The following is a 20,920-nucleotide window of genomic DNA, read 5'->3' on the forward strand; positions in this document are numbered from 1 at the left end:
CGCGGCCCGTAAAGCGAGCCGGATGGCCCGCATCCGTCGGGCCCGCCTCGCGGACGCCGCAAGGTGATCTGGCGGGAGGCGACGACGCGAACGGGTCCGGTGAGAGCCGGTACGGCGCCGGCGGCACCGATCGCCTCCCGAGGTGCGGGGTCGAGGAGCAGGACGCTGCTCCGAGGCTCCGCCGGCCTGCCCCCACCATGGGGGCTTCCCCCGATACCGGGATATTCGGGCCTCCCGAAGGGCGGGACGGTCCGAACGAGTGCCGGAGCCGCGCTGGCCCCGGAACGAGGGTGGTACCACGGCGACCCCGTCCCTTGAGGGACGGGGTCTTATGATTTGGGAGGAACCGAGATGCCGTTTCGGCCAGTCGATCCGCGCACCGATTTCCCGGCTCAGGAGCGGGCAACCCTCGAGTGGTGGACCCGGGAAGGCATCCTCGGCCGGTATCTCGCTCGCAACCGCAACGCGGCGGAGCGGTGGTCGTTTCTCGACGGGCCGATCACGGCCAACAACCCGATGGGCGTCCACCACGCGTGGGGCCGGACGTACAAGGACCTCTTTTGCCGCTATCACACTATGCTCGGCCGCCGGCAGCGCTACCAGAACGGGTTCGACTGCCAGGGCTTGTGGGTGGAAGTCGAGGTCGAGAAGGAGCTCGGCTTCAAAAGCAAGCGGGACATCGAGCGGTACGGGATCGCGGAATTCGTCGACCGGTGCAAGGCCCGAGTCTTGAAGTACGCCGGAGTGCAGACCCAGCAGTCCATCCGGCTCGGCTACTGGATGGACTGGGACAATTCGTACTACACGATGTCTGACGAAAACAACTACAGCATCTGGTTGTTCCTCAAGCGCTGCTGGGAACGGGGCCTCGTATACAAAGGCCACGACGTCATGCCGTGGTGCCCGCGGTGCAGCACCGGCATTTCCGAGCACGAGATCGTGACCGAAGGATACCAAGAGGTCACCCACCTCAGCCTGACCGTGCGGCTTCCGATCGCCGGACGCCCCGGCGAGTATCTGCTGGTGTGGACCACGACACCGTGGACGCTCACGAGCAACGTCGCCGTGGCGGTGCATCCGGAGCTCACATACGTCAAGGTTCGCGAGGAAAGAGGTCCGTTACCCAAGGGGATATACTACGTCGCCCAAGACCGCGTGGAGTTTGTGTTCGCGGGCCAGCCGAAACCCAAGATTATTGACGCCATGCCCGGCTCGGCGCTCGTGGGCTGGAGGTACGAGGGGCCGTTCGACGATCTGCCGGCGCAGCAGGGTGTGACGCACCGGGTCGTGCCGTGGCCGGAGGTGAGCGCCACGGAGGGGACGGGGCTGGTGCACATCGCTCCCGGCTGCGGGGCCGAGGACTTCGCCCTCGGCAAAGAGCTCGACCTCGCGGTGCTCGCGCCGATCGACGAGTTCGGCGTGTTCACCGAGCCCTTCGGCTGGCTGGCCGGCCGGCACGTGTACGACGTGGCCGCGCCGATCCGGGAGGACCTGGAACGCCGCGGGCTCCTGTATCGCGCCGACGACCACACGCACCGCTACCCGATGTGCTGGCGCTGCGGGAGCGAGCTGGTGTTCCGGCTCGTCGATGAATGGTTCATCGCCATGGATTCGCTGCGCGAGCCTATGATGGCGGTGACCCGCCAGATCCGGTGGATTCCCGAGTTCGGGTTGGAACGGGAGCTGGACTGGCTGCGCAACATGCACGACTGGATGATCAGCAAGAAGCGGTACTGGGGCCTCGCGCTGCCAATCTACGAATGCCGTGAGTGCGGAACGTTCGAGGTGATCGGCGGCGAGGACGAGCTCAAGGCCCGGGCCGTGGAGGGCTGGGACGTCTTCGCCGGCCACACTCCGCACCGGCCGTGGATCGACGCCGTGAAGATCCGCTGCCGCCGCTGCGGGACCGTGGTCTCACGCATTCTCGACGTCGGCAACCCGTGGCTCGACGCCGGGATCGTGCCGTTCTCGACGATGTTTTACCGGCAAGACCCGGCGGCGTGGCGCGACTGGTTCCCGGCCGACTTCATCACCGAGGCGTTTCCCGGGCAGTACCGCAACTGGTTTTACTCGATGCTCGTGATGAGCACCGTGCTCGAGAACCGACCGCCGTTTCTCACCTGCCTCGGCCACGCGATGGTGCGCGACGAGACGGGCCGGGAAATGCACAAGTCCTGGGGCAACATGATCGAGTTCAACGACGCCGCGGAGCGAATGGGCGCGGATGTCATCCGCTGGCTCTACGCCGTGCAGAATCCCGCGCAGAACGTCAATTTCGGCTACGGGCCGGGCGACGAGGTCCGCCGGCGGTTCATCCTGCCGCTGTGGAACGTCTACGCGTTCTTCGTGACCTACGCCAATCTCGACGGCTGGGCTCCCGCTGGCGCGGGACAGGTCCCGCCTGCCGGGAGGCAGATTCCGCCTGGCGGGAGGCAGGTTCCGCCTGGCGCGGGGCTGCTCGACCGGTGGATCCTCTCCCGGCTCGCGGACGTCACCGCGATCGTGCGGGAGCGGCTCGATGCCTACGACGTCGGGGGGGCCGCGCGGCCGCTGGAGCGATTCGTGGACGACCTGTCGTTGTGGTACGTTCGGCGCGGCCGGCGGCGGTACTGGAAGTCGGACGCCGATGCGGACAAACAGGCGGCGTACGAGACGTTGTACGGCGTGCTGGTCGCGCTGTCGAAGGTGCTGGCGCCGTTCCTGCCGTTTCTCGCGGAGGCCCTCTACCAGAACCTCGTCCGCTCGCTCGACGCCGCCGCCCCCGAGAGCGTGCACCTCTGCGCCATGCCGGGCCCCGACGCGGGCGCGCGGGATCCCGGCCTGGAGCAGGCGATGCAGCAGACCCGCCATTTCGTGTCCCTCGGACGCGCCGCCCGCGGGGACGCGCGCCTGAAGGTCCGGCAGCCGCTGGCCTTCGCGACCCTGCTCGACCGGTCCGGGTCCATCGCCGGCCGTCCCGAGCTGATCGAGCTGCTCCGGGACGAGTTGAACGTGCGCGACGTGCGCTTCGCCGGTTCGCTCGCGGAGCTCGGCCGGCTCGAGGTGCGGCCGCGCTTCGATCTGCTCGGCCCCAAGTTCGGAGGGCGCATCACCGCGATCGCGGACGCGCTGCGCTCGCAGGGTCCCGCGCTTGTCGAGCAGACGCCCGAGGGCGAGCCGTATCGCGTGCGGCTCGCGGCGGGCGACGAGATCCTGCTCGAGCGCGCGGAGGTAGACGTGCGCATGCGGTGGCGGGAGGCGCATGCCGGGGCCGGGGAGGGCGGCGCGTGGGTCGTCCTCGACACGACCGTCACCGACGACCTGGCCCGCGAGGGGCTCGCCCGCGAGCTCATCCATCAGGTCCAGCAGATGCGCAAGGAGGCCGGGCTCGAGATCGCGGATCGCATCACGCTCTATTACGACGACGACGACCGGCTCGGTGACGTGCTGCGGGCGCACGGGGAGACAATTTTCCGCGAGGTGCTGGCGGTCGGCGCGGAGACCGGCGTCCCCGCCGGCGGCGTGCACCGGAAATCGGTGCGCCTCGACGGGCACGCGGTGACGCTCGGAATCGCGCGCGAGCAGGATCGCGCGGCCGCCGCGCGAATCACTCGGCCCGAGGCAACGCCATGACGGGACCCGCGCGGCGGCGCACGCTCGGTGTAATCGGCGGGATGGGTCCTCTCGCGACGGCCGACTTCTACCTCCGGCTGGTGCGGGCCACGCCCGCGAAGACCGATCAAAACCATCTGCACGTGCTCATCGACAGCAACGCCGCGATCCCCGATCGTACCGCGGCCATCGAGGGACGCGGGCCCGATCCGACGCCCATGCTCGTGGAGACGGCGCAGCGCCTGGTGCGGGCGGGGGCGGAGGTCCTCGCCATGCCGTGCAACTCCGCGCACGCATTCCTGGACGCGATCCGCCGCGCCGTGCCGGTTCCCGTGCTCGACATGATGGCGGAGGTCGCGGCCGCGGCGGCGGCGCTGCGCCCCGCCCCGGCAACGGTCGGGCTGCTGGCGACGGCGGGGACGGTGCGGCAGCGGCTCTACGAGCATGCCCTTGCCCGGCGGGGCATCGGTGTGCTGCTCCCGGACGCCGCCGGCCAGCGCGTGGTGTCCCAGGCCATCGCGTCGGTGAAGGCCGGCGACACGGGTCCCGCGGTGCGCGCCCGCGTCCGGGGGGCGGCCGCAGACCTGGTCCGCGCCGGCGCCGGGGCGATCGTGCTCGGCTGCACGGAGCTGCCGCTGCTCCTCGATCCCGGCGACGCAGCGGTCCCGATTCTCGACGGGACGGAAATCCTGGCGCGCGCCGCGGTCCGGGAGGGGCTCGGGGAATATCACTCAGCGGAAGAGCGTTCGCAAGGGAGTATCGGGGCGTCGCCCGCCCCGGTCAGGAGGCATTGAATGCCCGACAAGCGCTCCGCGAAGAAGCCTGGTCGCCGCACTCCCGCCGCCCGCGCCGTCCGGCGCCGGCGTTCCGACCTGTCCCGCGCCGGTCGGGAGGCCGCCTCTCCGGCGGAGGCCAAGAAATCCGTCGGCCGATCCGCGCGCGCGGCGGCCGGTCCGGCAGAACCGGCGGCGCCGTCCCGCGCGGCCCGCGCGCGGGGGCTCTCCGGACCGCGGCTCGAGCCGTACCTGCGGCGCCTCTTGGACGAGCGCCGGCGGCTTCGCCAGGAGTTGTCCGAGATGGAGCAGCACCAGGTGAAGACCGAGGAGAAGCCGGTCGCCGACGTGTCCGGCAGTTACGATGACGACCTCGTCGACGTCGCCACGGAGACGTTCGAGCGGGAGAAGGGTCTCGCGCTCGAGAGCAGCGTGCAGGGAATGTTGCAGATGGTGGAGGACGCGCTGCGGCGGGCCCGCGGCGGTACGTACGGCGTGTGCGACGGCTGCGGACGGTCGATCGATGCGAACCGGCTTCGCGCCATCCCCTACGCCCGCCTGTGCATCAAGTGCAAGGAGCACGAGGAGCGGCTGCGCAGCGTAACGCGCTGACCCGCGGCGCCGGGCGCGGGAGGACGTCCGATCGCCGGCCCGGTTTGGTCCTCGCCGGGTTCGTGCTCGCCTTCGGCGGCGGAACGGCGGCCGGCGCGCTGGCGCGGCAGCATCTGGCCCCCGGCGTCGAACGCATCCTGGTGCCCGGTGTGCTGTCGCTCACGCTGCTCCACAACACGGGGGTGGCGTTCAGCCTGCTGCGCGGGCTCCCGCCGGCGGCGATCGTGGCCCTCGCCTTGACCCTGCTCGGTGTGGCCGTCTACAATAGGAACGCTTGGCCACGGACCGCCGCGGTCCGGTGGGGGCTCGGGCTCATGTCCGGCGGAGCCGCCGCCAATGTGGTCGAGCGGCTGCGCTTCGGGTACGTCATCGATTACCTCGACGTTCACGTCTGGCCGGTGTTCAACTTGGCGGACTCCGCCATCGTCGTGGGGGCCGGACTACTCGTCCTGGCATTGCTCAAGGCCGGCGGTGCAAGCTCCGAGATCGAACGGAGGTGAACGATGAAGCCCGTGCTGTTCCAGATCGGGCCGTTTCCCGTGTCCTCGTTCGGCGTGTTCCTGCTCGTGGCGTTTGTCGCGGGGATCCTCGTGCTCCGGGCAAGGACCACCCGGTGGCGCTGGGACGCCGGCGAGGTCCTCGATCTCAGCCTCTACTCGATCATCGGCGGCGTCGTCGGCGCGCGCATCGGCTATGTGCTCGTCAACCTTCGGGACTTCGCCGCCGATTGGCTCCGCGTGTTCACCATCTGGCGGGATGCCGGACTCGCCTTCTACGGCGCACTCGTGGGCGGGGCGATCGTGGCATGGCTGTACAGCCGGCGGCGTGGCTGGGATCTCGACTGGCTCGCGGACGCCGCCGCCCCCGGCCTGGCCCTGGGGTACGCGATCGCAATGATCGGGACGCTCCTCTACGGGCTCAATTACGGGCGGGCGACTGCGGTGCCCTGGGCGGTCGTGCTGTTCGGCGAGCCGCGTCACCCGACGCAGTTGTATCTGATGGTCGCCGCGCTCGTCATCTTCGGAATCGTGCAGTCCGCGGCCGGCCGGCCGCACGCGCCGGGCCGCGTGTTTTGGACGTTTCTCGGCCTCTACGGGATCGCGCGGGTGGTGGTCGAGGTTTTCATGGACAGCCCCCGCGTCGTCGGAGCGTTGACGCTCGCGCAGATCGTGAGTCTCATCGTCATCGTGCTGTCGGTCGTGATGTGGTTCGCGCTCGGCCGCCGGCCGGCCGCGGAGGGGCCCGCCGGTCCCGCCGACCAGGGGGAGGTCTCGGCCGGGGATGATCGGGAGTCCGTTCCGTCCGAGCCCGGTGCACCCCAGCTCTAGGCCGTCCGCGGTACCCGCCGGCGGGCCGGTGGAGGCCGGGTTGTCCGTCCATCGCTTCGACGCCGCGGCGGCCGACGCCGGCCGACGCCTCGACGTCGTCATCGCCGGCCGCCTGCCGTCGCTCTCGCGGACGCGCATCGCGCAACTCGCGTCCGGCGGACGGGTTCGGGTTGACGGCCGGCCGCGTAAGCCGGCGTTCCGCGTGCGGCGGGGTCAGGCCGTCGAGGTGGCGGTGCCGGCCCCGGTGCCGTCCGGCGTGCGGCCGGAGGCGCTTCCCATCGAGGTCGTGCTCGAAGACGCGGATCTCGTCGTCGTCAACAAACCGGCCGGGATGACGGTGCATCCGGCGCCCGGCCATCCCTCCGGGACGCTCGTCAACGCCCTGCTGGCCCGTGTGCGCGATCTGTCCGGCATCGGCGGTGAGTTGCGTCCGGGCGTCGTGCACCGCCTCGACAAGGACACGTCCGGGCTGCTTGTCGTGGCGAAGACGGATGCGGCGCACCGGGCACTCGCGTCCCAGTTCAAAGCCCACACGGCGCGGCGGACGTATCTCGCCGTCGTGCGCGGTCGTGTGCGCCGCGACGACGGCACCGTGGCCGCCCCGCTCGGCCGGCATCCTGTGCGGCGCCTGCGGATCGCCGTCGTCGCGAGGGGCCGTCAGGCGGTCACGCACTACACCGTCCTCGAGCGCTACCGTGACGCAACGCTGCTCGCGTGCCGGCTCGAAACGGGACGGACGCATCAGATCCGGGTGCACCTCGCGCACATCGGCCACCCGGTGCTCGGCGATCCGATCTACGGCCGCGCGCGCGCCCCGGAGATGGCGCGGCAGGCCCTGCACGCCGCCCGGCTCGAGTTCGTGCATCCGCGGACCGGGCGGCCGGTCGTCTGCACGGCGCCGGTGCCGCCGGATCTCGCGCAGCTGCTGGCCCGGCTGCGCAGCGATGCGGCGATTTCGGAAGCCGTACCTCCGGGCCTGCGGCGCGAGCCAAAGATGCGACGCCCATGAACGGCCACGCCGGGGAACGTCCCGGCTCGCGCCGTAGGCATCACGACGCGAACGAGGCGGGGGACCCTTCCGTCCGGCGCGAAGCATAGGCCGGAGGTGGCGCGCGGCGTGGAGCGACGGGAAAAGGCGCGGGTGATGGATCAGGAGACGATCCGGCGGACCATCACGCGCATGGCCCACGAGATCGTCGAGCGCAACAAGGGCGCGGCCGGCCTGTCGCTCGTCGGGATCCAACGCCGCGGGGTGCATCTTGCCGAGCGGCTGGCCACCGCGATCGCGGCGGCGGAAGGCGCGGAGATTCCCGTCGGCACGCTCGACGTGACCGCGTATCGCGACGATCGGGACATGCGCGCGCCGGGCGGCGCGGCCGATACGCGGCTGCCGTTTCAGGTCGCCGGGCGGCAGATCGTGCTGGTGGACGATGTCCTCTACACCGGCCGCACCGTCCGCGCGGCGATCGCCGCGCTGATCGACCGCGGCCGGCCCTCGGGCATTCAGCTCGCGGTCCTGGTCGATCGCGGCCACCGCGAATTGCCGATTCGCCCGGATTACGTCGGCAAGAATCTGCCGACGTCGTCGCGCGAACAGGTGGCCGTGCGGCTCCGGGAGCTGGACGGCGTGGACGAGGTCGTCATCGAAGAGCCGGTGTGAGCGCTAACGCGCGGCCGGTCTGCCCCGCGACAGTCGGGGCGGCCCCGGCAGCGCAGGTGTGACCCGCAGCGTCCGTTCTCCTTCGTAGATCACCGCGCCCGGCGGCGCGCCGCGGGCCTTCCGCACCCGCTTCCGCGGCACGCAGTCGACCGCCGCCGCGGCCGTGTGGCGGGCCTCGCTGTAGTACGCGGCGATCTCCGCCGCGGTCCGCACGTCGGCCTCCCCGGCCGGCCCGGGGGTCTTGAGGATGATGTGGGCCCCCGGCACCGCGCGCGCGTGCAGCCACAGATCCTCCGGGCCGGCGGCGTGGAACGTGACGTGGTCGTTCTCCCGGGCGCTGCGGCCTACGAGGATGACACCCCCGCTCGGCGTCTCGAACCGGCGCGGTCCGGAGCGCGCCGCCGGTCGGGTCCGCGGCGGACGGCGCAGGAGGCGCCGGGCCACGAGGTCGGCGTGCACCTCGTACAGGTCGTCGGCGGAGCCCGCCGTGTCGATCTGCACGGCGGCTTCGCGCAGCGCGAGGATCGTGCTCTCGAGGGCCGCGATGCGCGCCGGCACCGCGTGCGCGGCCGCCCGGGCCTTCGCATAGCGGCGGAAGTACCGCTGGGCGTTCTCGACCGGTCCGAGCGCCGGATCGAGGGGGATGTCGATCGAGGCGCCGCCGGCGGTGTGATCCGGAACGCTGACCGCGGAGGCTCCCGGCCGGGCCTCGCGTCCGTACGTGAGCAGCAACTCGCCCATGACGCGAAACCGTTCGGCGGCTTCGCTTTCGGCGAGCGCCGCGCGATTCGCTTCGAGTGCCCGCCGGTTCTGCCGCAGCGCGGAGGCGACCGCGGCCGCGAGCGCGCGCCGCCGCTCATCGAGCACCGGAGTACACGCCGCCGCCTCGTAGTAGCGGCGAACCGCCTCGCTCATCGTGCCGACCCGTACGGCGTCGAGTGTCGCGTAGATGTCGAGGGGGACCGCCGCGAACGCCGCGGGGCGGCCGCCGCGGAGATAGAGCGTGGGCGCGAACGCCTCCGCGCGGAACGCGCCGGCGAGGGCGCGGACGGCCGATGCGAGGGCGGCCGCGGCGTCCGCCGCCCGGGCGGCCGGCGTGTCGGGATCCAGGCCGGCGCGCAGCGCGGCCTCGCGACCGAGAACGGGCCCGAGTCCCTGCACGCCCTGCGCCAGGGCGCGCCATACCGGCCGGTCTCCGGCCAGGATGCCGGCGAGGGCGCCCTGATCGACCGCGTCGGCGCGCGGCCGGTCGGAAGGCGGGAGCCGGTAGGGTTTTCCGGGGAGGACGGGGCGCCGGGGCGACATCTGCTCGGTGACGATTTTCAGCGCCCCGACCACCGTCGCGTCGCCGGATGTTTCCACGGCGGCGGCCGGCCCCCGGGCAAGGAGCAGATTGCTGTGCCGCCCCATGATCTCGGCGACGAGGGTGTGCGGACCGTCGAGCGTCTCGATCTCCAAGAAGAGAATGCGTTCCAGCGCCGGCTGATCGACGCGCGCGATCCGTGCGTCGATCAGCCGGCTTCGCAGCATGAGGCCGAACGGGCCGAGGCGTTCGCCGGCGGGGGGGCCGCCGCCGAGATGGATCCGCGCAGCCTGCGGATGAATCGAGCAATACAGGCCCACGGTCCGGGGTCCGCTCCGAAGACCGAGGACGATTGTCTGCGGGTCCGGCTGGCGGACGCCGGCCAGCCGGTCCCCGGTGTGCGCGCCTAGATCGCGCGCGATCGCGGCCAGCGAGAGCGCATCGAACGCCGGTGGGGGAAACATCGGCACCGATCGAGCCTCCGGGTCGGGCGGCGGCCGGCGCGGCCTGACGCGCGGGACGGCGTCCGGACGCGTCCGAACGAGCAAGGAGGAGATTCGCCGCGAGATGCCGGACTTCCTGACCGTGGCACGGAGCATGACGGGCTTCGGGGCAGGAGAGATTGCGACCGCGATGGGCCGCTACGGCGTAGAGATTCGCGCCGTCAACCACCGGTTCAGCGAGGTGGTGGTGCGGCTGCCCCGGGATCTGTCGCCGCTTGAAGACCGGGTCCGCGGTCTCGTCCAGAGCCGGGTGCTCCGGGGGCGTCTCGATGTGGCGATCGTCCGGGACGATTACGCGAGACGACCCCGGACCGTCAAGGCCGACGTGGAGCTGGCCAAGGCCTACGTGGCGGCTCTCGACGGGCTCAGAGAGACGCTGCCGGTTTCGGGGGGCCTGGATCTCTCGCTCCTGCTGTCGCTTCCCGACCTTGTCAAGGTCGAAGAGGAGAAGGAAGATGTGGAGGCGTCCTGGCCCGCGGTCGAACGCGGCGTGGGGGCGGCCCTCGACCGGCTCGTCGCGATGCGGGACGCGGAAGGCGCTCGTCTTGCCGGCGATCTCCGCGAGCGCCTCCTGCGGATCCAGCACCTCGCCGACGCGATCGCCGAGCGGGCGCCCGGCGTCGTCGAGGACTACCGCGCGCGCCTCGGACGCCGAGTGGCGGAGCTCGCCGGCGCCGTCGCCGTCGACCCGGCCCGGCTCGCCACGGAGGTCGCGGTGTTCGCCGATCGCGCCGATATCACGGAGGAGCTGACGCGCCTGCGCGGCCATCTCGAGCAGAGCCGGGCGACGCTCAGCGAGTCCGGGGCCATCGGCCGGACGCTGGAGTTCATCGTTCAGGAGATGGGCCGCGAGACGAATACGATCGGCAGCAAGGCGAACGATCTCGAGATCACCCGGCGCGTCATCGCGGTCAAGGGCGAGCTCGAGAGCCTGCGCGAGCAGATTCAGAACGTCGAGTAGACAGCCGGAAGGCGGCGCGGCCATGGACACGCGGCTCATCAATATCGGGTTCGGCAACATCGTGGCGGCCAGCCGGATCATCGCCATCGTGAGTCCGGACTCCGCGCCGATCAAGCGGATCATTCAGGAGGCCCGGGACAAGGGCATCCTCATCGACGCGACGTACGGCCGGCGCACGCGCGCGGTGGTGATCACGGACAGCGGGCACGTCGTGCTCTCCGCGGTCCAGCCGGAGACGGTTGCGCACCGGTTCACGAGCAAGGAGGCCGTGGAGGAGGAAGAGGAAATGGAGGAGGAGCCCGTGGCCCCGGCGGAGGCGGCGGACGCGCGCATGCCGCGGGGCCGTCCCGCGCAGACCGGGGGCGGGGCTGCCCCGGCTTCGCGGGGCGGGACTGCCGGCGAATGATTCTGACGGTGAGCGGGGAGATCGGCGCCGGGAAGAGCACCGTTGCGCGGGCGCTGGCACAGACGCTCGGGCTCCGCTATCTCTCCGGCGGCGACGTGTTTCGTGAAGAGGCGCGGCGGCGCGGTCTGACGTTGTCGGCGCTCGGCGAGCTCGCGGAGCGGGATCCCTCGATCGACCGGATGATCGATCAATTGCAGGTGCACGCCGCGCGCGGCGGCGCGATCGTGGTCGACAGCCGTCTGAGCGGCTGGCTGGTCGACGGCGACTTCCGGGTCTGGCTGCGTGCGCCGCTGGACGTGCGCGCCCGCCGTGTCGCGGCCCGCGACGCGGCGCCGGTCGAGGCGGCGCGGGCCGCGATCGAGAACCGCGAGGCGTGCGAGCGCCGGCGCTACGCCGGATTGTATCAGATCGACCTGGGCGACTTGACCCGCTACCATCTCGTGCTCGATACGGCGGTGTGGCGGGCGGAGGATATCACCCAGGCGATTGCGGCGCTCGCGCGCGCGTTCTGCGGCGAGCGGTCGGGCCAGCGGGCGTAGCCGCGTGCCCGCGACACTCGACGGACGGACCGTCGTCCTCGGGATCTCCGGGAGCATCGCCGCCTACAAGGCCGCGGTGCTTGTCCGGCTGCTCCGCGCGCGCGGGGCGGAGGTATACGTGGTGATGACCGCGGCCGCGTCGCGCTTCATCAGCCCGCTGACCCTGCGGGCGCTCTCGCATCAGCCGGTGGTGAGCGACATGTGGGCCGGCGACACGCCGTGGGTCGAACCCCACGTCGCGCTCGGCGAGCGCGCCGACCTCCTGATCGTGGCGCCGGCGACCGCCGACATGCTCGCCCGGCTGGCCGCCGGGCTCGGGGACGATCCGGTGTCGGCCACCGCGCTGGCCACGCGCGCGCCCGTGCTGGTCGCGCCGGCCATGAGCGACGCGATGACGGCCTCGCCGGCGGTTCAGGAGAATCTGTCGCGGCTGCGGACCCGCGGGGTGCACGTGGTGGGACCCGAGCACGGTCCGCTGGCGTCGGGCCGCATTGGGCTCGGCCGCATGACGGAGCCGGAGACGATCGTCGAGGCCGCCGCCGCGATCCTTGCCGGCGGACGCTGAGAAGCGTGGAGATGGGAGTCGTGGACGCGGAGCTCCGTCGCGCTGCTCCGACGGAGGTCCACGCCGCCGGCGCCGATCCGAACCTGTACGGTGAGGTGCTCCTGCCGCACACCGGCGGGCTCGCCGATCGGCCGCTGACGTACCGAATCCCGCCGGCGCTGCGGCCCTTCGCGGCCGTCGGGGCGCGCGCGGAAGTCCCGCTCGGCCCGCGGCGGGTTCTCGGTGTGCTGCTGGCAGTCCGGGAGGACGACGGGGTCCGCGCCGCACGGCCCATCCGCGACGTGGTCGACATTCCCGACGAACCGCCGCTCGTCACGCCGGCGCTGCTCGCCCTTGCGCGGGAGATCGCAGCCGAGACGCTCTCTCCGCTCGGCAATGCCGTGCAGTGCCTCGTGCCGCCGGACGTACTGCGCCGGCGTCCGCCGTCCCGGCCGCGGATCGTCGTGCGCCATCCGTCGCGGCCCCTTCCGGCGCGTCTCGGCCGGCGGCAGGCCGCGATGCTGGCCATCCTGGACGCCGCGCCGGAAGGCGTCCCGGTCTCCGACCTCGTCGGCGCCGGCGGACGGGACGGCCTGCGGCGGCTTCTTGAGAGCGGGCTCGCGCAACTCCGTGAAGCCGTCCGGACGCCGTCACCCGGCGCGGCGCGCCCGCCCGTGCATCCGCGGGATGCGAAGTCCGGCCGCCGGAACGGCGGGCCGGTCCGTCCGGCGCTGCTCCTCGGGCATCCGGACGCGAGGGCCGCGTGGATCACCGATGCCGTCGCGTCCGCCGTGCGCGACGGGGACCGCGCTCTCGTCGTGGTGCCGGAGATCGTCGACGTGCCGCCGATGGTGGAGTCTCTCCGGCGTCGGGCGGCCGGGACGATGGCGGTCCTTCATTCGGGCCTGTCACGGCGGGAACGCCGCGCGTCGTGGATGCGCGCGCGCGACGGTGCGGCGGACGTCGTCGTGGGGACCCGGTCGGCGCTCTTCGTGCCGCTGCCGCGCCTCCGCCTGATCATCCTCGACAACGAGCCGGCCGAGGCCCATAAGTCCGACGCGGCGCCGCGGTATCACGCGCGGGACGTCGCCCTGCGGCGGGCACGGCTCGAAGGCGCCCGGGCGATCCTCGGCGCGTCGGCGCCGTCCGTCGAAACCTACGCCGCGGCGGCGGCCGGCGATCTGAGCGCGATCCGCCTGCCGCCGCCGCGTTCGCTTCCGGTGCTCACCGTCGTCGACATGCGCGCGGAGCGCCACGAAGGGCACGCCGGGTACCTGAGCCGCGCGCTGGTACAGGCCGTCGGCCGCCATCTGCGGGCTCCGGGCGGCGTCGCGCTGCTCGTCCAGCGGACCGGCTATGCGCGCGTGCTGCTCTGCCGCGAGTGCGGTGCCGCAGTGCGGTGTCCCGCCTGCGACGTCGCGATGGCGTACGACCGCGAAGCCGGCACCGTGCGCTGCCGCGTGTGTGCGCGGACCGCGCGGGCGCCGGACGTCTGCCCGCGCTGCCGCGGCGTCGATCTGCGCGGCGTCGGGGCCGGCACGAAGCGCATCGAGGAGATTGTGCGCCGCCTCTTTCCGGGCCTCAGGATGGCGCGGTTCGACGCCGAGACCGCGGGCGGCGCCGACCGCGTCGTCCGGGACTTCGCCGAGGGCCGGCTGCGGTTGCTCGTCGGCACCGCGCGGCTGCTGCGGGCGCCCGGGCTCCGCCCGACCCTCGTGGGCGTGATCGACGCCGACGGCCCGATGTACGTCCCCGATTTTCGCGCCGCGGAGCGCACGCTGCAGCGGCTTCGCGCGGCGGTGAACTGGGCCGCCGCGTCCGGCGGGGGCCGGCCGGCGCCCGAAGTCGTCCTGCAGACCCGCGTCCCCGATCACCCGGTCATGCGCGCGATTCGCGCCGGCGACGACGCGGCGTTCTATGACGGCGAGCTCACCGCGCGCCGCGCCTTCGGGTATCCTCCGTACGCGCGGCTGGCGCGGGTGGTGGCCGAGGCATCTGCGCCGGCGGTCGCGCGGGCGCTGGCCGCCCGCATCGCGGCCGCCGCCCGGGCCCAGGGGCTGGACGTGCTGGGGCCGGCGGTGCTGGCGGCACCCGGCCACGCCCGCGTCCAGTGCGTGCTGCGGGCCGCGGACGGGACCGCGCTCCGCGACGGGACGCGGGCCGTCCTCGCCCGCGTTCCGGTGCCCCCGGGAACCCGCCTGGTCGTCGACGTGGACCCCCAGGAGATGGTGTGACCGCGCGCACACTCGAGATCGTGACCGTCGGCGATCCCCGCGCGGCCATTCTGCGCCGGCGCGCGCAGGCCGTGCGGACGGTCACGCGCGACGTCCGGACGCTCATCGAGCAGATGTTTGAGACCCTCCGCCACGCGCGCGGACTCGGGCTGGCGGCGCCGCAGGTCGGGGTCGCGCAGCGCGTCGTGGTCATCGAGGTGCGGGATCGCCGCCTCGCGCTCGTGGACCCGGAGATTCTCAAGCGGGACGGCGAGGCGCTCGGCACGGAGGCCTGCCTCAGCATTCCCGGTTTGCTCGGCGATGTTCCGCGGGCGACGCATGTGGTCGTGCGGGCGCGCAACCGGCGCAACCGATACATTACCGTCGACGCCGAAGGACTGCTGGCCCGCGTGCTCCAGCACGAGGTCGACCATCTGAACGGTGTGCTCTTCCCCGACCGCGTCCTGGATCCCAAGACGCTGCGGCGCGTGGACGACGAGGCGACGGAGGTCGCCCCGGAGAGCGCCGCCTCCGCGGACGAGATCCGCGTGTCCGGCGACGCGGCGTCGTGAAGATCATGTTCTTCGGCACCCCCGAGTTCGCCGTGCCGTCGCTCGACGCGGCGCTGGCCGTCGGGGAGGTCGTCGCGGTCGTGACGCGCCCGGACAAGCCGCGCGGCCGCGGCCTGCAGGTGGAGCCGCCGCCCGTGGCGCGCGCCGCCGACGAGTACGCGCTGGAGGTGCTGCAGCCGGGGTCGCTGCGCGATCCGTCGTTCCTTGCGCGCCTCGGGGAGCTCGCGCCGGACGTCGGCGTGCTCGTCGCGTTCGGCCGGCTGGTCCCACCCGAAGTCCTCGCGCTGCCGCCGCGCGGCATCGTCAACGTCCATCCGTCGCTGCTGCCGCGGTACCGCGGCGCCGCGCCGATTGCCCGCGCCATCGCGGCCGGCGAAACCGAGACCGGCGTCACGATCCTGTACCTTTCCGAAGAACTGGACGCCGGCGACATCATCCTGCAGCGCGCGGTGCCCATCGCGCCGGAAGCAACGACCCGGACGCTGACCCCGCATCTCGCGGCCGGGGGGGCCGGGTTGCTGGCGGAGGCGCTGCGTCTCATCGAGGCCGGTCGCGCGCCGCGCCGCGCGCAGGATGCCTCCCTCGCGACGTGGGCGCCGCGCCTCCGGCGGGAGGACGGGGAGATCGACTGGCGCCGGCCCGCGGCCGGCATCGTGAATTTGGTCCGGGCCTGCGACCCGTGGCCGGGGGCCTTCACCCACGTGCAGGCCGACGAGGTCAAGGTCTGGCGGGCGACGGCATCTGCGGTATCGCCGGGGCGGGCCGGCGCGCCCGGGACGGTGCTCGACGTCCCGAACGACGACCGGTCGCCGCTCGTCGTGGCCGCCGGCGACGGAGCCGTGCTGGTCCACGAAGTGCAGCCCGCCGCCGGCCGGCGGATGACCGCGGCCGCGTACGCGCGCGGCCACCGGCTCGACGCCGGCACGGCGCTGGGGCGCCGCGGAGGCGCCTGACGTGCCGTCTCGATCGGGCAAGTTTCGCGTCGCCCATCACGAGTGGCATTCGCCGGAGTACGTCCAGGAGTGGATCGCGAAAGATGCCCGGAGAGAGGCGGACCGGCGGGCGCTGCTCCGCCGAATGCTCGCGCTCGCGCCGTTTGCCGCGGCCGCGGGGCTGGAGGTCCTGGATGTCGGCGGCGGATACGGCCTCGTGACCGACGAGGTGCTGTCGGCGTTTCCGCGGGCCCGGGTAACCCTGCAGGATTATTCGGAGCGGATGATCGAACGCGCCCGCCGGCACCTGGCCGGTCGCGGCGGTCACGTCAGGTACATCTTGGCCGATCTTCGCAGGCCGTCCTGGAGCGGACGCGTGGGCGGTCCCTTCGATCTCGTCGTGTCCGCGATCGCGATCCACAACCTGGCCGATGCTCGTGCGTTCGCCGCCTGTTATCGTGCCGTCCACGCCGTGTTGAAGCCGGGGGGCTGCTTCCTCGACTGCGATCACTTCGACCGTGTCGGGGGCATCGACGCGCACCTGAGGGCCCTGCGGCGTGTCGGATTCGAGGCCGTCGAATGCGCGTGGCAGGTGCCCCGGACGGCGATCGTCAAGGCCGTCCGGCCCCAGGCAGGGGGAACGCGTGCCGGCGTTGCGTCGGACCGGCGCGCCGCGGATTAGCCCGGACGTCCGATCACGCCCCCGTCGCCGGAATCATTGTGCCAGGCAATCCACGGCGCCGGCTCGCCCGTGAGCAGGAAGTGCTGCAGCGCCTTCTTCACGTCCCCGGCGGGGAGCGCCCAGCAGGCGGGATACTCGTCAACTTGGCCGTTGTCGAGGCGGTACTGAATCGCTCCGTCGGCGGGGCCCGCGTACTCCACGTTGCGCGAACTAAAGCCCGGATCACCGTTCTCCCGAAGATACATCAGCCACCCCGAGTCACCATTCAACAAGGCGCACAGGGTCGCTCCGTTCCCGCCTTCTATCCAGAGCTCGAGGAACTGCGGACGCCCCGGGTTCAATGCATCGTCCAGTTCGGCGAGCGTATGAAGCACCCGCATGCGCCCCTCCCCGGCACTCCGCGTCGTTCGGAATTTCCAGCATCGGTTCGTGAACCCTTCCACGGCCCCGGCGGCGCGCGGCAACGCCGCCGGGGCTTGGCCGGGCTGTGCTACAATGGCGGGGAGTGGGGGTGTTGGGATGTTTTTTTGGGATCCAACGTACATTATCGTCCTGCCCGCGATCCTGCTGGCGCTGTACGCCCAGCTTCGGGTCAAGGCGACGTACGGCAAGTACAGCCAGGTCCCGGTGGCCAGCGGCCTCACCGGCGCCGAGGCGGCGGCCGAGATCCTGCGGCGGAACGGGCTGTCGGGCGTGCGGATCGAACGCATCGACGGAACGTTGACCGATCACTACGATCCACGCACCCGGGTGCTGCGGCTGTCGTCGGACGTCTACGACGGTGCGTCGGTGGCCGCCGTCGGCGTGGCGGCCCACGAGTCCGGCCACGCTCTTCAGCACGCGGACAACTACGGACCGCTCGCGCTGCGCTCGGCGATCGTGCCCGTGACCCAGTTCGGCTCGTGGCTGGCCTGGCCGATCTTCCTGATCGGGTTCTTCTTCCATTCCGGGACGTTCATGCAGCTCGGCATCTTGATCTTCAGCGCGTTCGTCGCGTTTACCGTGATCACGCTGCCGGTCGAGTTCGATGCCAGCGGCCGGGCGCTCCGCGTCCTGGCCGGCGGCCCCTCAGGCGCCGGCCGGCTGATGACCGAGGGCGAGCTGCGCGGCGTGCGCGCCGTGCTCGGCGCCGCGGCGCTGACGTACGTCGCGGCGGCGGCGACGGCGATTCTCGAGCTGTTGCGGTTGATCCTGCTCTCCAACATGTCGCGGCGGGAGGAGTGATGCTGCCGCGGCGCGTTCCGTCCCGGCTATGGATCATCGTCCCACGGCCCGCGAGGTGGCGCTAGAGGTTCTGCACCGCGTCGACGCCGACCGGGCGTGGAGCGGCGCCGCGCTGCGCGCCGCGCTCACCCGCGCCGGGCTCGCGCCGGTCGACGAGGCCTTCGTGACCGAGCTCGTCTACGGGACGTTGCGGCATCGCGGACAGGTCGACTGGGCGCTCGCGCAGGCGCTGCACCGCCGCCTGGACACCCTGCCTCCGCGCATCCGCGAGGTCCTGCGGTTGGGCGCGTACCAGTTGGCGTTTCTGTCCCGGGTGCCGGCCAGGGCGGCCTGTGCCGAGACCGTCGACCTCGCCCGCCGCGTCGGCCACCCGGGGACCGTCGCGCTCGTCAACGCAGTGATGCGGCGTCTCGCCGCGTCGCCGCCGGTGTGGCCGGCCCCGTCCGATACCGCGGAAGCGATCGCGGTGCTGGCCTCGCACCCCGAATGGCTGGTCGCGCGGTGGCTGGCCCGCTTCGGGCCGGACGAGACGCGCGCGCTCTGCGCCGCGAACAACGAGCCCCCGCCGTCCGCGGTACGGCTCAACACGTTGCGGGGGAGTGTGGACGCCCTGGACGCGCGCCTCGCCGCCCTCGGCATCGAAACGCTGCCGTCGCCCCTGGTGCGGGAAGGCCGGCGGATTCGCACCGGACCGCCGGAGGCGCGCGCGGCCGCCTACGCGGAGGGCCTCGCCGTGCCGCAGGACGAGGGCTCGATGCTGGTCGCGCGGTTGGTCGCGCCGCGTCCGGGGGAGTTTGTGATCGACGCGTGCGCCGCGCCGGGCGGCAAGACCACCCACCTCGCGGCGCTCATGGACGGCCGCGGGCGCGTCCTTGCGTGCGACGTCACGCCGAAGAAGGTCGACACCGTCGCCCGCCAGTGCCGCCGCCTCGGGGCGACCGGAGTGGAGACGCGCGTCCTGGACGCCGGGCTCCTCGGTGAGACGTATCCGGACGCCGCGGACCGCGTGCTCGTCGATGCGCCTTGTTCCGGGCTCGGCGTGGTGCGCCGCAGGCCCGAAATCCGGTGGCGCATCCACCCCGACGATCTCGCGGCGGTGGCGGTCCGGCAGAAGCGTCTGCTGGCCGGCGCCGCCGGCGCGGTTCGTCCGGGCGGGCGATTGGTGTACAGCGTCTGTTCGCTCGAGCCCGAAGAGGGGCGCGAGGTCATCGCCACGTTCCTCGCGGCGTCCCCCACGTTCGCGCCCGAGCCGGTCGAGGGCTGGCCGTTTGCGACCCCCGATGCGCCGGGCACCGCGTTCCTGTACCCGCACCAGGCGGGGACCGACGGGTTCTTCGTCGCCTCGCTGCGGAGGGCGGCGTGACGGCCGCTGGCGTGACGAGCGCGCAACGGACGGGGGCGGCGGCCGGTCGCGCCGTCTCCCCCGGCGGAGGCGAACAGGGGCGTCCGCGAGGCACGCCGGACCGCGCCCGTGCCCCCGACCTCCGGGGCCTGTTGCTCCCCGAGCTTGTCGAGCTTGTCCGCGGTCTCGGCGCGCCGGCGTACCGCGGCCGGCAGATTGCGCGGTGGATTTACGGCCGGGGCGTGGAGCGCATCGCCGACATGACCGACCTGCCCGTCGAGTTCCGCGGGCGCCTCGCCGGCGCGGCCCGCCTGGGCGGGTTGACCGTGCGGCGATCGACCGAGGCACCCGACCTGTCGGCGACCAAGCTGCTGGCCACCTGCGACGACGGACAGACGGTGGAATGCGTCCTGATGCGCTTCGACGACGGCCGGCGGAGCGCGTGTCTCAGCACGCAGGCCGGCTGCGCGATGGGCTGTGTGTTCTGTGCGACGGGGCTCGGGGGATTCGCCCGGAATCTCAGCACGGCCGAAATCATCAGCCAGGCAAGCCTGATTCGCGCGCGGGCCGACCGGCGGGTGGGCAACGTCGTGTTCATGGGGATGGGGGAGCCGCTGGCGAATTACGATGCGACGGTCCGCGCGGCCCGCATCCTCACGGCACCGTGGGGCTTCGGCATCGGCGCGCGGCATCTGACGATCTCGACCGTGGGGCTCGTGCCGCAGATCCGGCGGCTCGCGCGGGAAGGCCTGCCGATCACCCTGGCCGTGTCGTTGCACGCGCCGGCCGACGCGTTGCGACGGCGGCTCGTCCCGGTGACCGAGCGGTATCCGATCGCCGAGTTGCTCGCGGCGTGCCGCGACTACCTGGCGGCGACCGGCCGCCGCATCACGTTCGAGTACGTCCTCATCGACGGTACGAACGACGGCGATCGCGAGGCGCGCGCGCTCGGCCGGCTGCTGCGCGGCCTCCTCTGCCACGTCAACGTGATCCCGCTCAACCCGGTGGCCGGGATCCCGCTGCACCGTCCGCCGGCGGCGCGCGTGAGGGCGTTCGCGCGGAGTCTGCGCGAGTCGGGCGTGCCCGTCACCGTGCGCATCGAACGCGGGACCGAGATTCAGGCGGCCTGCGGACAACTGCGCCTCCTGGACGGCACCGGTCGCGCCTCGCGGTGGACGCCGGCGGCGTCCGCCGGCGGCGGGTCGACCCACGCGGCCGGGGGAGGCGTCTCGTGAGTCTCCTGCTGCGATTCGAGCGGCGGCTCGAGGCGCTCGTCGAGGGGATGTTCTCGCGATGGGGGCGCGACCGCGTGCATCCCGTGGAAATCGGCCGGCGCGTACTCCGCGAGATGGAGGCCGGCGCAGTGGCCGGCCTGCACGGCACGCTGCTCCCGAACGAATACCAGGTGTTTCTCAATTCCAAGGACTTCACGCCGTACCAGTCGTTCGCGCCGGCGCTCATCGCGGAACTCACCGGCATGATCCGCGCCCGGGTCGAGGAGCTGGGCGCCCGGCTCGGCGGGCCTGTCGCGGTGAGCCTCGAGGCGCGGGACGCCATCGCGGCCGGCGAGATCTATGTCGAGGCGCGGCTGGCGCCGGTGTCCGGGGTGCCCGACGCGGGCGCCGGCGAGGCCGAGGCGGTGCCGGGCCCAGGCACGGATACGCGCGTCTACCGTCGCGAGCGCGCCGCCGGCGGGCGGCTGCGGGTGCTCGCGGGCCCCGCCGGCCCCGCGGGC

General features: G+C 72.7%; 20 protein-coding genes and 1 pseudogene. 19 read left to right on the forward strand and 2 right to left on the reverse strand.

Going from position 1 to position 20,920, the window contains the following annotated elements; genetic code table 11:
* Positions 1-351 precede the first annotated feature (351 nt).
* The 7 genes from ileS (at position 352) to pyrR (ending at position 7,964) form a co-directional block, all read left to right on the forward strand.
* Positions 352-3,612, forward strand: coding sequence for an isoleucine--tRNA ligase (ileS, locus tag VGZ23_16930; GenBank protein ID HEV2359278.1), 3,261 nt, complete (start codon positions 352-354; stop codon positions 3,610-3,612).
* Positions 3,609-4,385 carry an amino acid racemase gene (locus VGZ23_16935; GenBank protein ID HEV2359279.1) on the forward strand — a complete coding sequence of 259 codons (777 nt, stop codon included), beginning with the start codon at positions 3,609-3,611 and terminating at the stop codon, positions 4,383-4,385. The genes ileS and VGZ23_16935 overlap by 4 nt, the downstream gene beginning before the upstream one ends.
* Positions 4,386-4,976 (forward strand): TraR/DksA C4-type zinc finger protein, encoded by a 591-nt coding sequence (locus tag VGZ23_16940; GenBank protein ID HEV2359280.1) that lies wholly within the window; start codon positions 4,386-4,388, stop codon positions 4,974-4,976.
* Positions 4,977-5,020: 44 nt separating this feature from the next.
* Positions 5,021-5,476, forward strand: coding sequence for a signal peptidase II (gene lspA, locus VGZ23_16945; GenBank protein HEV2359281.1), 456 nt, complete (start codon positions 5,021-5,023; stop codon positions 5,474-5,476).
* A gap of 3 nt (positions 5,477-5,479) precedes the next feature.
* Positions 5,480-6,304: a prolipoprotein diacylglyceryl transferase gene (locus tag VGZ23_16950; GenBank protein ID HEV2359282.1), complete on the forward strand. Its 825-nt coding sequence runs from the start codon at positions 5,480-5,482 to the stop codon at positions 6,302-6,304.
* A 40-nt stretch (positions 6,305-6,344) separates the two neighbouring features.
* The gene (locus VGZ23_16955; protein ID HEV2359283.1) at positions 6,345-7,313 is read left to right on the forward strand and encodes an RluA family pseudouridine synthase; all 969 of its coding nucleotides are present in this window, start codon (positions 6,345-6,347) and stop codon (positions 7,311-7,313) included.
* A 108-nt stretch (positions 7,314-7,421) separates the two neighbouring features.
* Entirely contained in the window at positions 7,422-7,964 is a 543-nt protein-coding gene (pyrR, locus tag VGZ23_16960) for a bifunctional pyr operon transcriptional regulator/uracil phosphoribosyltransferase PyrR (GenBank protein ID HEV2359284.1), read from the forward strand.
* A gap of 3 nt (positions 7,965-7,967) precedes the next feature.
* Here pyrR and VGZ23_16965 read toward each other — a convergent pair whose 3' ends face one another.
* The gene (locus VGZ23_16965) at positions 7,968-9,731 is read right to left on the reverse strand and encodes an NFACT RNA binding domain-containing protein (protein HEV2359285.1); all 1,764 of its coding nucleotides are present in this window, start codon (positions 9,729-9,731) and stop codon (positions 7,968-7,970) included.
* 103 nt (positions 9,732-9,834) lie between these two features.
* On the opposite strand from VGZ23_16965, the gene VGZ23_16970 reads away from it, so the two are divergent.
* The 8 genes and pseudogenes from VGZ23_16970 to VGZ23_17005 all read left to right on the forward strand — a co-directional run bounded on the left by VGZ23_16970 (position 9,835) and on the right by VGZ23_17005 (position 16,619).
* Positions 9,835-10,731, forward strand: a complete 897-nt coding sequence (locus tag VGZ23_16970; GenBank protein HEV2359286.1) for a YicC/YloC family endoribonuclease — start codon at positions 9,835-9,837, stop codon at positions 10,729-10,731.
* Between the two features lie 22 nt (positions 10,732-10,753).
* Positions 10,754-11,017 (forward strand): annotated as a pseudogene (locus VGZ23_16975) (DUF370 domain-containing protein).
* Between the two features lie 116 nt (positions 11,018-11,133).
* Positions 11,134-11,676, forward strand: a complete 543-nt coding sequence (locus VGZ23_16980; GenBank protein HEV2359287.1) for a cytidylate kinase family protein — start codon at positions 11,134-11,136, stop codon at positions 11,674-11,676.
* Between the two features lie 4 nt (positions 11,677-11,680).
* Positions 11,681-12,241 carry a flavoprotein gene (locus VGZ23_16985; GenBank protein ID HEV2359288.1) on the forward strand — a complete coding sequence of 187 codons (561 nt, stop codon included), beginning with the start codon at positions 11,681-11,683 and terminating at the stop codon, positions 12,239-12,241.
* A gap of 20 nt (positions 12,242-12,261) precedes the next feature.
* Positions 12,262-14,454: a primosomal protein N' gene (gene priA, locus VGZ23_16990; protein ID HEV2359289.1), complete on the forward strand. Its 2,193-nt coding sequence runs from the start codon at positions 12,262-12,264 to the stop codon at positions 14,452-14,454.
* A complete protein-coding gene (gene def / locus VGZ23_16995; GenBank protein ID HEV2359290.1) occupies positions 14,451-15,005 on the forward strand; it encodes a peptide deformylase in 555 nt (184 codons plus the stop codon). The genes priA and def overlap by 4 nt, the downstream gene beginning before the upstream one ends.
* A 5-nt stretch (positions 15,006-15,010) precedes the next feature.
* A complete protein-coding gene (gene fmt, locus VGZ23_17000) occupies positions 15,011-15,958 on the forward strand; it encodes a methionyl-tRNA formyltransferase (GenBank protein HEV2359291.1) in 948 nt (315 codons plus the stop codon).
* A 1-nt stretch (position 15,959) separates the two neighbouring features.
* Positions 15,960-16,619: a class I SAM-dependent methyltransferase gene (locus VGZ23_17005; GenBank protein HEV2359292.1), complete on the forward strand. Its 660-nt coding sequence runs from the start codon at positions 15,960-15,962 to the stop codon at positions 16,617-16,619.
* Here the strand turns inward: VGZ23_17005 and VGZ23_17010 are convergent.
* On the reverse strand, positions 16,616-16,999 hold the full coding sequence (locus VGZ23_17010; protein HEV2359293.1) for an Imm1 family immunity protein: 384 nt from the start codon (positions 16,997-16,999) through the stop codon (positions 16,616-16,618). The genes VGZ23_17005 and VGZ23_17010 overlap by 4 nt on opposite strands.
* A 139-nt stretch (positions 17,000-17,138) precedes the next feature.
* Here VGZ23_17010 and VGZ23_17015 point away from each other — a divergent pair, with 139 nt between their 5' ends.
* The 4 genes from VGZ23_17015 to VGZ23_17030 all read left to right on the forward strand — a co-directional run.
* Positions 17,139-17,843, forward strand: coding sequence for a zinc metallopeptidase (locus VGZ23_17015; protein ID HEV2359294.1), 705 nt, complete (start codon positions 17,139-17,141; stop codon positions 17,841-17,843).
* 55 nt (positions 17,844-17,898) lie between these two features.
* Positions 17,899-19,206, forward strand: coding sequence for a 16S rRNA (cytosine(967)-C(5))-methyltransferase RsmB (rsmB, locus tag VGZ23_17020; GenBank protein ID HEV2359295.1), 1,308 nt, complete (start codon positions 17,899-17,901; stop codon positions 19,204-19,206).
* A complete protein-coding gene (gene rlmN, locus VGZ23_17025) occupies positions 19,203-20,420 on the forward strand; it encodes a 23S rRNA (adenine(2503)-C(2))-methyltransferase RlmN (protein HEV2359296.1) in 1,218 nt (405 codons plus the stop codon). Before rsmB ends, rlmN begins: the two co-directional genes overlap by 4 nt.
* On the forward strand, positions 20,417-20,920 hold a 504-nt coding region (locus tag VGZ23_17030; GenBank protein ID HEV2359297.1), incomplete at its 3' end, for a DUF3662 domain-containing protein. The genes rlmN and VGZ23_17030, both read left to right, overlap by 4 nt.

The sequence above is a fragment of the bacterium genome (assembly GCA_035945995.1).
Classification (GTDB): domain Bacteria; phylum Sysuimicrobiota; class Sysuimicrobiia; order Sysuimicrobiales; family Segetimicrobiaceae; genus DASSJF01.